Source organism: Nocardioides sp. (assembly GCF_050246775.1).
GTDB lineage: Bacteria > Actinomycetota > Actinomycetes > Propionibacteriales > Nocardioidaceae > Nocardioides.
In genome coordinates, this window is record NZ_JBFWVK010000001.1 from 649,028 (window position 1) to 661,529 (window position 12,502).

Annotated in this window: 11 protein-coding genes; 5 read left to right on the top strand and 6 right to left on the bottom strand. The window is 71.1% G+C overall.

Going from position 1 to position 12,502, the window contains the following annotated elements:
- Window positions 1-51: 51 nt before the first annotated feature.
- Complete coding sequence (locus AB7I40_RS03150; RefSeq protein WP_428343590.1) at window positions 52-3,189, top strand: hypothetical protein; 3,138 nt, start codon at window positions 52-54, stop codon at window positions 3,187-3,189.
- Window positions 3,190-3,196: 7 nt separating this feature from the next.
- Here AB7I40_RS03150 and AB7I40_RS03155 read toward each other — a convergent pair whose 3' ends face one another.
- The 5 genes from AB7I40_RS03155 to AB7I40_RS03175 form a co-directional block, all read right to left on the bottom strand.
- Window positions 3,197-3,751 carry a LemA family protein gene (locus AB7I40_RS03155; RefSeq protein ID WP_428343591.1) on the bottom strand — a complete coding sequence of 185 codons (555 nt, stop codon included), beginning with the start codon at window positions 3,749-3,751 and terminating at the stop codon, window positions 3,197-3,199.
- On the bottom strand, window positions 3,748-3,930 hold the full coding sequence (locus AB7I40_RS03160; RefSeq protein WP_428343592.1) for a hypothetical protein: 183 nt from the start codon (window positions 3,928-3,930) through the stop codon (window positions 3,748-3,750). The genes AB7I40_RS03155 and AB7I40_RS03160 overlap by 4 nt, the downstream gene beginning before the upstream one ends.
- Window positions 3,927-5,741: a DUF2207 domain-containing protein gene (locus tag AB7I40_RS03165; protein WP_428343593.1), complete on the bottom strand. Its 1,815-nt coding sequence runs from the start codon at window positions 5,739-5,741 to the stop codon at window positions 3,927-3,929. The genes AB7I40_RS03160 and AB7I40_RS03165 overlap by 4 nt, the downstream gene beginning before the upstream one ends.
- A 48-nt stretch (window positions 5,742-5,789) precedes the next feature.
- Entirely contained in the window at window positions 5,790-7,634 is a 1,845-nt protein-coding gene (locus AB7I40_RS03170; RefSeq protein ID WP_428344286.1) for an ATP-dependent DNA helicase, read from the bottom strand.
- Between the two features lie 146 nt (window positions 7,635-7,780).
- Window positions 7,781-8,419, bottom strand: coding sequence for a hypothetical protein (locus AB7I40_RS03175; protein ID WP_428343594.1), 639 nt, complete (start codon window positions 8,417-8,419; stop codon window positions 7,781-7,783).
- 50 nt (window positions 8,420-8,469) lie between these two features.
- Here AB7I40_RS03175 and AB7I40_RS03180 point away from each other — a divergent pair, with 50 nt between their 5' ends.
- Together AB7I40_RS03180 and AB7I40_RS03185 are read left to right on the top strand one after the other, a co-directional pair.
- Entirely contained in the window at window positions 8,470-9,159 is a 690-nt protein-coding gene (locus tag AB7I40_RS03180; protein ID WP_428343595.1) for a response regulator transcription factor, read from the top strand.
- Window positions 9,159-10,439 (top strand): sensor histidine kinase, encoded by a 1,281-nt coding sequence (locus AB7I40_RS03185; RefSeq protein WP_428343596.1) that lies wholly within the window; start codon window positions 9,159-9,161, stop codon window positions 10,437-10,439. Before AB7I40_RS03180 ends, AB7I40_RS03185 begins: the two co-directional genes overlap by 1 nt.
- Window positions 10,440-10,446: 7 nt before the next feature.
- On the opposite strand, the gene AB7I40_RS03190 is transcribed toward AB7I40_RS03185, so the two are convergent.
- Window positions 10,447-10,914, bottom strand: a complete 468-nt coding sequence (locus AB7I40_RS03190) for a hypothetical protein (protein WP_428343597.1) — start codon at window positions 10,912-10,914, stop codon at window positions 10,447-10,449.
- A gap of 138 nt (window positions 10,915-11,052) precedes the next feature.
- Between AB7I40_RS03190 and AB7I40_RS03195 the strand changes: the two genes are divergently transcribed.
- Window positions 11,053-11,517, top strand: coding sequence for a hypothetical protein (locus AB7I40_RS03195; protein ID WP_428343598.1), 465 nt, complete (start codon window positions 11,053-11,055; stop codon window positions 11,515-11,517).
- A gap of 13 nt (window positions 11,518-11,530) precedes the next feature.
- Window positions 11,531-12,499 carry an FAD:protein FMN transferase gene (locus AB7I40_RS03200; protein ID WP_428343599.1) on the top strand — a complete coding sequence of 323 codons (969 nt, stop codon included), beginning with the start codon at window positions 11,531-11,533 and terminating at the stop codon, window positions 12,497-12,499.
- Window positions 12,500-12,502 lie beyond the last annotated feature (3 nt).

Sequence of the window (12,502 nt, forward strand, 5' to 3'; positions counted from 1 at the left end):
GCCCACCTTTGCAAGCCTGCCAGCAGGGCTCTGCTTGCCAAGGAGGCGGCCATGGAGATCGTCGAACTGCGCATCCACGGCGTCCACGGCACCTCCCCGGGGGCCATGCTCGGCCTCGGGGACAGCGAGGTCGGGCAGGTCGCGGGTGATCAGCTGACCGGGATCTACCGTGCTCGCGACGGGGTGCACCTGCCCTACCGCAGGCTGGAGGAGCCCGGGACCGGCCACGCGTCCTGCCCCCATCCCGGCCCTCCCGAGAAGCTCCCGATCAGCGTCGAGGCCTACTCGTGGGGCGCCCTCACCTCGGGAGTGCAGGGACTGCTCGGCTGGGTGAAACGGGCCCTGTGGCTGCTCCTGTTGCCCTTCGCGCTCGTCAACCTCGCCTACTGGGCTCGGCTCAACGTAGGAACGGCGGAGGGCAAGGCGCGGTGGGGAGCCCGCGCGGTCCGCACCTCCGGCCTGCTCCTGACGGTGTTCCTGATCCTCGGTGCCTGTGTCGTGTCCATCGACATGGTCGGGTGGCAGTGCTATCGCTACGGCGTCGTGCGCTGCGGCCGACTGCCCGACCAGCTGGACTTCATGGCCGCCCTGACCTCTCTGCAGCGGCTGGCCGTCGGTTCGGTGGCCCCCATGCTCCTCATCGGGGTGCTGTGGCTGCTCTCGCGCAAGACCCTGATGCGCTACGAGGCGGTCACCGCCGCGCACGAGGCCGGTGACGTCACCGAGGGTCAGCCCATCCTGCGCGTCCCCGGCCTGTGGAGCGGCGGAGACCGCACCGAAGCCCTGCAGCGGCTGCACCTCAGTGCCGCGATCGCGACCGTGGTGATGTTCTCGGGGTTGCACGTCATCTTCAACGCCGACGGCGGATCACACCCGGCCCTGCCTTGGCGCAGCGCCACCCCTGGGGTCGCCTGGAGCGTCTGGCTGGCCGCGGCCGTCCTCGCGCTGACGGTCTTCCTGATCACCGTCAGCCACGAGACCGACCTCGAACACCGCCCCCTGGTCACCGCCAGCCCCGAGGGGCCCGTAGCCAGGCTCGTGTGGCGGTGGGTGAACTGGACGGAGTCGCGCGCTCTGTGGGTGGGCGACCAGGTCCGCGCCCACGTCCAGGCGCGGCTCGGCGTACTCACGATGCTGACGCTCGGCGTGTACGCCGGGCACGTGGCGGCCCTGTGGCTCACCCAGCCCCCAGCGATCTCGCTGCAGTCGAAGGAGCTCCCGGCGGCACCGTTCGAGTCCGGCGACTTCTGGGGCCACAACGTCTGGTTCATCGGGGTCTTCATTCTGCTCACCGCCCTGCACCTCACCGTGTTCGTGGGGGGCCGGATGCCCACATTGCCCGCGGTCCTCGTGGTGCTGCTGGTGTTCCTCTCCGCCGGGCTGGCCGCCGAGGCGTTCGTCCGCTCCCAGGAGACCGGCAGGCCCCTCAACCTCGGGGTCGCCTCCGCGGCAGTCACCGTGGCCTGGGTGCTCCTCATCAGCTGGCACTGGAGCTATCGCAAGGACCGCCACACCGCCTGGAAGGGCGCCGGTGCCTCGGTGCTGCTGGCTGCCGGGACCTGGATCGCCCTGTTGTTCAGCACCAGCGTCGTCATCACGGCGGCCGACTATCTCAACGGCACCGAGCACTCGGTGGCCGACCTGGTCACCGGCACCCCCACGGTCCCCGACCCGGTCGCCGGACAGTCCTTCACCGCCACCGGCCCGGTCACCGTCAGGGGAGTCCTCGAACTTGACGACGGCTCCCTCACCGTCAGCGAGGGAAGCGTCACCGTTGCCGGATTGGGCCTGGCGCCCTCGGACCCGGAGGACCCGGTCACCTACAGCCAGGGCACGACCGAGGTGGACGCCGCGCTGACCGTGCTTCTCGACACCGACCAGGTCAGCTTCGAGGACAGCTGCCTGGCCCCGTTGGCCGAGCCCGGCACCCCGTGCACCGCGGAGAGCCAGGACTTCGCAGCGGGCGGCGTCCTGGCATTGACCTCGACGACCCTCACCATCGATCCCGACCCCGACCATCCCGTCCGACTCGTCAACACCACCCCACCCCATCAGCCGCTCGTGGTGCCGCAGGTGCTGATCTGGACCCCGATGGGCCAGCTCCTGTGGCTGATGCTGGTGCTCGCGGCTCTCGGGTGGTGCATCCTGCGCTACGCAGCCAAGGCCGGCTCCGACATCCGCGCCTACCTGTGCGGACCCACCCCGGCCGAGACCCTCCCGGTGCCCGAGCAGGAGAAGGAGAGGTGCGCGCGGGCCCGAGAGCGCGCGGGACTGGCGCACCGAGCCGAACGGATCCTCGACGTGATCGGCGTCATCACCGCACCGATCGCACTGTTGATCATCGCCGCCTCCTCGACCGGCGAGGCACCGTGGGCCCGGCTGCCCTGGACCCGCGGCCTGGCCGCGGTGTCGTTGTACGCCGTCACCGCCATGGCGGTCGGACTCGTGCTGCTGGGCTCACAGATCCGGCGCTCGGAGAACGCCCGCAAGGCGGTCGGCGTGCTGTGGGACCTGACCACGTTCTGGCCGCGGGCCGCTCATCCGCTCGCCCCGCCCTGCTACGCCGAACGCGTCGTCCCCGAGCTCATCGATCGGACGCGCTGGGCCTTCGGCTCGGACCCGGTGACCGGTGAGCTGCGCAACCGGGTGATCCTGTCGGGTCACAGTCAGGGATCGTTGATCGTGGTGGCTGCGGCCAGCCGGTTGGAGGCCGACGAGCTCCGGCACCTGCGCATCATCACCTACGGCAGCCAGGTCCGGGCGCTCTACGGTCGGGTCTTCCCGTGCATCTTCGGCGCCAGCGCTGTCGGCTACGACCGGACCACCCGCGCGACCACGCTGCGCGACGCCACTCCCGACGTCCCGGTCAGTGGCGGCAACGGCCCCGCCGAACCGGTCGAGCACAGTCTGCGTCGTCGCCTCGAGGAGAACCACGGAGCGTGGGTGAACCTGTTCCGGCGTACCGATCCCCTGGGCTACCGGGTCTTCAGCGACGAGGACAGCGTCCTGGATCTGCCGGTGCTCGAGGTCCCCCGCGAGGCCCTGGGCGATCCGGGACCACGGGTCATGACGCACAGCGGCTACCAGCACACCCCCGAGTACCGCCTCGTCGTGGCCGGCTGGACGGGCGAGGAGTTCGTGCCGGACCCCAGCAGGACGACCTCGCTGCCGATCCTGCCGCCCCTGTGAGCCAGCCTCAGAACGAGACGGTCGGAGGCGTCTCCTGCCCAGCAGGTGCGTCGTAGAAGTCGCGGGCCTTCACGCCGGCCAGACCGCTGAAGAACATCCACGGGATCGTGCGCACCGAAGTGTTGAGCGTCGCGGCCGCGTCGTTGTAGTACTGCCGTGCGAAGGACAACTGGTTCTCGGTCTCGGCGAGCTGTTGCTGCAACTGGATGAAGTTGGCGCTCGCCTTGAGGTCCGGATAGGCCTCGGCCACCGCCATGACGTTGACCAGCGCCTGGTCGAGAGCACCCTGGGCAGCCGACTTCTCCGCAACCGATCCGTCCGCAGTGGCCTTGGCCACGCGCGCACGAGCCTCCGTGACCGCTTCGAAGACGCCCTTCTCGTGGGCGGCGTACCCCTTGACGGTGTTGACGAGGTTGGGGATCAGGTCGGCTCGACGGGTGAGCTGGACATCGATGCCTCCCAGTGCCTCGTCAGCCCGGACGTCCTGGGTGCGCAGCCGGTTGAACCCGATCACCCCGAAGATCACGAGCAGCACGACGACAGCGAGAATGATCCAGATCATGTGAACTCCTTGGGTGGTGTGGTCTCGACATGTGGTGTGGTCTCGACAAGCTCGACCACCGAGGTGCGGGGCTCGACCACCGAGGTGCGGGGCTCGACCACCGAGGTGCGGAGGCTGACCGCCGAGGTGCGGGGCTCGACCACCGAGGTGCCGAGGCTGACCGCCGTGGCTGCGTTCACCAGGAACCGCCTCCCCCGCCGCCCCCGCCACCACCACCGCTGAACCCTCCGCCACCGGAGGACGAGGAGGACTGGGTGGCCTGGTAGGCGCTGATCGAGGATCGCAGCGAGGACTCGAAGCTGTCGAAGCCGGAACCGCCCCCGAACCAGCCCCCACCACCGCCGACGTAGACCGGGTACCAGGTCGGGGTGGGCGCCGGCTCGCCGGTCCAGGCCTGGTACTTCCGGGCCCACGCGTCGGCACAGTCGAAGGCGACCGCGTAGGGGATGTAGGCGGTGTAGAGGTCGCGGTGCGCGGAGAAGTCGAACCGGTCCTCTGCCGACGAGGTCGACAGGACCCGCCGGAACCCGCCGGCCCGAGCCCAGGCCTCCCGGCCCGAGGCGGTACGCCGGGTGCCGACACCTGCGCTGAGCAACCCGGCACCACCGAGCGCGAACAGCAGGAACGGGACGGCCAGGAAGCTGAGGTGGAAGGGATGCCAGAAGGCCAGGAGTCCACCCAGCACCAGGGCGAGCCCCACCAGCGCCTTGCCGAAGGTCTCACGGCCGGCGGTGACCAACAGGCCCGTGCTGATCGCCCACGCCTTGGCGTCCTTGGCGATCGCCGACTTGGCGGTGTTGAGGGCCTTCCCGGCAGCCACCGACTTGTCGGCGTGGAAGGTGCCCTGCGTGGCCAGGCCGAGCTTCTCCCCCACGGCAAGGGTGACCGGGTCGGTCTGTTGCCAGGCGTCGGGCAGAGCGACCCCGGTGATCGTCCAGGCTCCGTTGCCCAGGTCGTCGAGGCGGGTGAGGCCCCGCTCGGCCTGGTAGAGCAGGGTCGCGGTGAGCGACTCGGCCGGGACCGACTCGCTGAGCATGAAGGCCGTCTGCACGGGCCCGAGACCCTCCGGGGGCGCGTACATCACCGGGAATCCCGGACGGGGCTCGCGGCTGCGCATGGTCATCGCGACGCCGACCAGGAAGCCGATCACCCCCAGCGCCAGCAGCGCCGCGGTGAGCCACCACCACCGTCCCAGGACCCCGTCGAAGGCCGGCGACCACGGCACGGTGACCCGATCGGGGAGCGGCGTACGGACGTCGGCTCGCAACGTGACCGGGGTGCGCGGCGGCAGGGGGCCGGTGCGGACCGTCACGGTCTCGGTGCCGGCACCGTCGACCTGGCAGCCGTCCGTGGCGCCGTACCCGGTGGCGCACTGGACGCCCTGTCCCGAGCGGGCCGGGAGGTGCACCACGACGGTCGACTGCGCGATGTCCATCTGCCAGCCACCGGCCACGACGTTCCAGTAGAAGGTGGATGCCTGGTCGTTGTCGCCGGCCCAGCTGGCGGTCTGGTTGCCGCCGCCCACGCTGGTGGGTGACAGGACTCCTTCGATGCGGTAGCTGATGACGTAGGTGTGGGTGCCCGGGAGGACGAAGTCGTCGGGGTCGCCGATCTTGGCGACCCGGTAGCGGGTGCCGTTCTCCCACAGCAGGTCGACGGGCACGTCAGCGCCGTCCAGGGTGACCTCGATGTCGCGTGGGACGAGCCGGACATGGGAGTCGTTGGGATCAGTGAGGTCCCAGAACCGGAAGATGCCGTGACGCCCGTAGGGGAAGGTCGTGGTCAGGGTCTCGCGGGCGGTCAACGTGCCGTCGGCGTCCACCTGCAGGTCGGCGCTGTAGTCGCTGACGCTGACCGGGTCGGGGCCGGTCGACTCGCCGGTGCCGGCGAGGTACTGCACCAGGGGGAGCACCAGGACGACGCCGAGCAGGAACAGCGCAACCAACGCCACTGCGGCGACGGTGCGCGCGGAACCCCCCTTCGCGAACATGGTCGGAGCGTAACCACTTCGTGACCTCTGCGGTGCCCTTTGGGCCGATCAACCTGCGGCGAGCCGCTTGAGGGCGTTGCGCACCAGAGCCGGGTCGGTCGTGGTCCACATCGGGGGGAGGCTGGCCTTCAGGAAGCTCCCGTAGCGCGCGGTCGCCAGTCGGGGATCGAGAACGGCGACGACGCCGCGGTCGGTGGTCGTGCGGATCAGGCGCCCACTGCCCTGCGCCAGCAGCAGAGCCGCATGGGTGGCCGCGACCTGCATGAAGCCGTTGCCTCCGGCCTTGTCAGCGGCGCGTTGGCGCGCCGACATGAGTGGATCATCGGGCCGCGGGAAGGGGATCCGGTCGATGATGACGAGCTGGCAGGTCTCTCCGGGCACGTCGAGGCCCTGCCACAGCGACAGGGTGCCGAACAGACAGGTGTGTGGGTCGGCGACGAACTGCTTGGCCAACTCAGGCAGCTGGGCGTCGCCCTGCGCCAACGTGGTGAGGTGGGGCAGCCGTTCGCGGACCACCTCAGCGGCCGCCTCGGCCGCGCGCCGCGAGGAGAACAGACCCAGGGTGCGCCCGTCCGCGGCGTCCACCAGCTCGCAGATCTCCTCGAGCGTCGCGGCTCCCAGACCGTCGCGTCCCGGTGGCGGGAGGTGACGGGCGACGTAGAGGATGCCCTGCCTGCCATAGTCGAACGGCGAGCCGACGTCGAGCCCGCGCCACGGGTGCTCCTGATCGTCGGCGCGCAGTCCGAAGCTGGTGGCCACTGCACCGAAGTCCCCACCGAGACGCAGGGTGGCGCTGGTGAACACGACCGTCTTGTCGGAGAGCAGCTTGTCGCGCATCGGTCCCCAGACCTCCAGGGGTGCCACGCAGAGCCGGGCCGGGATCCGGTCGCGGGCCTCGGAGAGCCACAGCACGTCGGTCTCCTTGGCAGCCGCCATCCGCTCGGCGTTGACGAACACCTCCTGGACCAGCCCCTTGGCCTGGGTGCGGGCGGCGTCGCCGTCACCGGCGCCGGGGGCGTCCTTGGGGAAGGCGGACAGGCAGGCCCGGGCCGTGTCCCGGACCAGGGCGAGCGCGTCCGAGAGGTCCTCGGGCACGGAGTCGATGCGGCCAGGGGCGCACTCGGCGAGGGCCGCGGTCAGCGCCTCGCCGGCATCGAGGAGGTCGTTGCCGGCATCGCTCTCCACGTGGCGACCGGCCCGACGCCCGGCGCGCTCGACATCGGCAGCGCTCAGCTCGTCGGTGGCTGCCTGGGTGACCCGCGAGACGAGTTCGTGGGCCTCGTCGATGACCACGACGTCGTAGTCGGGGATCATGGGGACGCCCTCGATGGCGTCGATGGCGAGCAGGCTGTGGTTGGTGACGATCACCTGGGAGTGTGCGGCCTTCTCCTTGGCCCGCTCGGCGAAGCACTCCTGGGCATAGGGGCACTTGACCGAGCCGAGGCACTCGCGGTGGTTGACGCTCACCTGCCGCCACAGCCGGTCGGTGTGCCGTGGGGCATTGTCCCGTTCGCCGGTGCCACCGTCCGTGGCCTCCTGCTCCACCCAGGCGCGCAACTTGAGCACGTCAGCCCCCATCGAACCCTCGGGCATCGCCACCAGGGTGCCCTGGTCGTCGGGCACACCCTCGCGGACCCGGTGCAGGCAGGCGTAGTTGGAGCGGCCCTTGAGCACCGCGAAGCTTGTGTCGACCTCGGGCAGGGCCTCCACCAGTGCCGGGATGTCACGCTCCACGAGCTGGTGTTGGAGCGCCAGGGTCGCGGTCGCGATCACCACCCTCTTGTCGTGCAGCAGGCTGGGCACCAGGTAGGCCAACGACTTCCCGGTGCCGGTGCCCGCCTGCACCAGCAGGTGCTCGCCGGAGTCCATCGCAGCGGCCACCGCCTGGGCCATCTCGATCTGGCCGGTCCGTTCCTGCCCGCCCAGGGCAGCGACAGCGGTCGCCAACACGTCGGGAACAGCGGGGGAAGGGGGCACCGCAGAACCCTATCCGCCCCAACGGACACCCCTTGCTCCCACTCGAGGGCGAGGGGGCGTGGTCAGTCGTCGCCCTTGGACTCGCTGCGGAACTGGGGCACCCCGTTGCGACACGTGGCCCGGACCTCGGTCTCACCCTCCTGCTCACCGGTGCGCTCGAACTTCACCTTCAGCTGCGAGGGACCCTCGTACTCCCACTCGACCTTGTAGCCGGTCTGCGGCAGGGCCGAGCGATACCTGATCCGGGTCCCGGTGCACTGCGCGGTCACCGAGCCTGCGGCGTTGCTCCAGGTGCGCTGCTCGGGGGTGGCCGGTGGCGGTGCGGCCGGACCGCTGGGCGACGACGACGTCTGGTGGTGGCCGCCCGCGGGCCGGGTGGGCGCGGAGTCGCCGGTCGTCGCCGGGTCCGAGGGTCCGCTCGACTCACTCGCGTCCGCGGTGGCCGAGGACGAGGCCCTCGGGTGCGATGGATGAGCACTGGGGCTCCTCAGTGACGGTGAGCCCACGGCCGGCGCGGGGGTCCCACCGCCGGTCGAGGCGGGCTCGCCGCCGGCGACCGTGCCGCCGACCACGCCTTCCCCGGCGCGCGAGATCACCGCCCAGACCAGGGTGGAGCCGAGCGCCACCACCGTGACCCAGGCGGTCGCGGCCAGCACCACCGCCCGGACCGCGCGCGGTCGCCTCCCCGGCTGGCTCATCATGAGTGCATCCTTACAGGCGCGGCGATCCGGCGGAGGGATAGCGTGCCCCCATGCCCAGCATCCTGGTGGTCGAGGACGACGATGCCATCCGTGCCGCCGTACGCCGGGGACTGTCCGAGCGCGGCTACGCGGTCGCTGCGGCCGCCAACGGCATGGCCGGGCTGGAAGCGGTGCTGCGCGACCAGCCACAGGTCGTGCTGCTCGACCTGGGCCTGCCCGACATCGACGGGATCACGCTGATCGCGATGATCCGGGCCGCCAGCGCTGTGCCCATCATCGTGATCACCGCCCAGGACGACGACCCGACGATGATCCGGGCCCTCGACGAAGGTGCCGACGACTACGTCGTCAAGCCGTTCGGCACCGACCAGGTCGCTGCGCGGATCCGCGCGGTCCTGCGCCGTGGCGGACAGAGCGACACCGGGCCCGAGCCGCTGCGCATCGGCGAGCTCGTCATCGACGAACGCACCCGCACCGTCAGCTTGCGCGGCGCCCCGCTGGAGCTCGCCCGCAAGGAGTTCGACCTGCTCCTGGCGTTGGCCCACCGCCAGGGCGAGGTGGTGACCAAGCGCGAGCTGCTCGCCGAGGTGTGGCAGCAGGCGTACGGCGGCTCCGACCGCACCGTGGACGTGCACCTGTCGTGGCTGCGGCGCAAGCTCGGGGAGACCGCGGCTGAACCCCGCTACCTGCTGAGCGTGCGCGGTGTCGGCGTCCGACTGGTCGATCCCGGCAGCCCCTGATGCGGCGCAGGATCTCGTGGCTGGTGATCGCCACGACGTCGACGGTGGTGGTCTCATTCGTGATCCCCCTGTGTCTGCTCGTGCGCATCCTGGCCGAGGACCGGGCGATGGCGGCTGCCACCCAGGAGGCCCAGAACATCGCCATCCTCGTGGCCGACCTGGATGACTCCCCGCAGCTGGAGGCGCTGGTCGATGCCACGGGCCGCAGCAGTGACCCTGTCACCCACGTGCTCACCGTCGAGGGCCAGTGGATCGGGCCGGGGGCAGCGCCGGCCATCGATGCCGAGGTACGACGGGCGCGTGACGACAATGAGGCCTTCAGCGTCCACGACGGTGCGGGGGGCCGCGTCTACCAGCCCGTGGTGACCGAGGCGGGGACGGCGGTGGTGCGATCTACGGTCACCCCGGCCGAACTGCACCGCGGTGTCACCGCAGCCTGGTTGAGCATCGTGGGCCTGGGCCTGCTGCTCATGCTGATGGCGCTGCAGATCGCGTTGTGGCTGGGGCGTCGGGTCAGCGAACCCCTGCGCGAGGTCGCGGGGGTCGCCCACCAGTTGCGCGAGGGCGACCTGGCGGCACGAGCCGAGGTCAGGGGCACCGAGGAGACCCAGGAGCTCGCGCGGGCGCTCAACGGGCTGGCCGAACGCACCGGCGAGCTGTTGGTCGCCGAGCGCGCCTCGGTCGCCGACCTCTCGCACCGGCTCCGCACCCCGGTGACGGCGCTGCGCCTGGATGCCGAGGCGGTCGCGGAGCCCGAGCTCGCGGTACGCCTCCAGGAGCACATCGCCTCGCTCCAGCGCACCATCGACGCCATCGTGAAGGAGGCGCGTCGTCCGGTGCGCACCGCCCTGCCTCCCGTGTGCGATGCCACCGCGACGGTCGCGGACCGGCTGGCGTTCTGGTCGGCGCTGGCCGACGACCAGGGCCGCAGGCTGTCGACGGACCTGCCCCACGAGGCACTGTTGGTGGCCGTGGCCCAGGACGACCTCGCCGACCTGGTCGACGTCCTCATCGACAACGTCTTCGCCCACACCCCGGAGGGGTCGGCCTTCCGGGTCAACCTCTACGCCGAGGCGGGGGTCGCGCACCTGCTCGTCGACGACGACGGCCCCGGGCTCTCCGGGGACCGCACGGAGCGCACCGGGAGCACCGGTCTGGGGCTCGACATCGCCCGGCGTACCGCTGTCGCGGCCGGCGGTGATCTGCGGGTCAGCAACCCGGGCTCCGGCGGAGCACGCGTGCAGGTCGTCCTGCCGTTGCTGCCGAGTCAGGCGGACTGAGCAGGCCTCAGTCGTCGCCGGGCTCGTTCTGGCCGTCGTTGCCGTGGTCCTCACCGTGGTCCTCGCCCTCGTGGTCCTCGGCCTCACCCTGGTCGTCGTCGCCGTCGTCCTCGTGGGTCTGGGCGGGGGTGTCGTCGCCGTCGTCGTCGCTGGACTCGTGGTGGCGCGGGCCGTGGTCGGAGTCCTCGGTGGCCGGGGCCTGGGGGCTGTTGCTGGAGGGCGCCGCCGGGATCACGACGGTCTGGACGACGTCGACCACGCAGGCCTTGCCTTCCCGGGTGGCCGGGGCCTTGCACGGTGCGAAGCGGAATTCCACTCCGGGCCTGGTGACCTGCGGAGCGGGTGCGCGGTGGTCGGTGGTCGTGGCGACGGCAACGGTCTCGGGCGTGCTGGACACAGCCTGGTAGGCGACGGCGCCGCCGCCCACGCCGGCCACGATCGCAGTCGCGGAGACCATGAGGGAGAGGTTCTTCATAGGTCGATGGTGGCGACCGGCTCCCTATGCGCACCTCGCGAGAACCTCAAGTCCGGGTCAAGAAGTGCATCCCAGGGTTGAGGTCGACTTAACAGAGTGATGACCCGGGCTTGCCACGACTCCGTGGAGGCTGGGGCCATGACCTACACGCCACGCAAACGCGACCGCTATCGCCTGGCCGCGGCGGCCATCACGGGAGCCACGACGGTCGGCGCCCTGACCGCCACGGGTTGGCTCGGGGGCGTCGCCGCTGCCGACTACACCCAGCAACAGAACGAGCGCGCCGCCGAGCAGGCAGCCGCGGCCGCCAAGGCCGAGCGGGCCCAGGCGAGGTACGACGCCGCTGTCGCGCGTCAGCAGTCTCGTGCGGAGGGCCCGCGGATCGTCTACAAGCAGCGCCCGGTCAAGCACCGGGTGAGCGTCCAGTACGTCACGGGGGCGACCTCGACCTCCACCTCCACCGGCACCGTCACCTCGACGTCCACCTCGACCTCCACCGGCACCTCGACGCCCAGCTCGAACCAGGGCCACCAGGCACCTTCCTCCAACCCGGCCCCGCCTCCCCCGCCCCCGCCGCCGCCGGCCCCCAGCAGCGGATCCTGACCGGGACGCAGCAATGCCCGCCGACACCTCCACCAGCTGCACCCTCGAGGCCCTGGGGACCTACGTCTTCATCGGGACCCGAAGCAGCACGGACCTGCCGCTCGCCGTCCAGGTGGCCCGGCAGATCCTGGCGGACGTCGACGAGACCTGCAGCCGGTTTCGCACCGACTCCGACCTGACCCGGGTCAACAACCATCCCGGCCAGTGGGTCGAGGTCGACCAGATCCTCATTGCGGCGATCGACACGGCATGCGAAGCAGCGAGGAAGACCGACGGACTGGTCAATCCGTTGCTGGGGCGGCCACTGGTCACGCTCGGCTACGACCGGGACTTCGACCTCCTGGTCGCCGCCGAGGAGGAGTCGAGCCTCGTGCCCGAGGTCACGCCGAGCCCTGACATCGCCGCCTGGCAGCAGATCGGCCTCGACCCGGGCGGTGCCGTCATCATCCCGGTGGGCACCGCCCTCGACCTCGGCTCGACCGGCAAGGCCTGGGCCGCAGATCTCGTCGCAGCCGCCTTCGCCGACCTGCTGGACTCCCCGGCGTTGATCAGCCTGGGGGGCGACATCCGCATCAGCGAGAACGACGGCACCCCTTGGGAGATCGCCATCTCGGAGCGGCCCCCGGACCTGCTCGGCGAACCCGGCGACACGGTGGTGGTCGGACTCGACAGCGGCGGACTGGCCACCTCCAGCACGCGGGTGCGGCAGTGGCGACGCGGTGGTGTTCGGCGCCACCACCTGCTGGACCCCCGCACCGGACTACCCGCACCGGAGGTGTGGCGGACCGCCACCGCCACCGGCCCGAACTGCACCGCTGCCAACACGGCCAGCACGGTCGCGATCGTCCTGGGTGAGGCGGCCCCGCGATGGCTGGACGACCGGGGCATCAGCGCTCGCCTCGTGTCCAGCGACGGCGACATCACGCTTGTCGGCGACTGGCCAGAGGACGCCACCACCACTCTCTCGGGAAGAAGGGGTTGATCC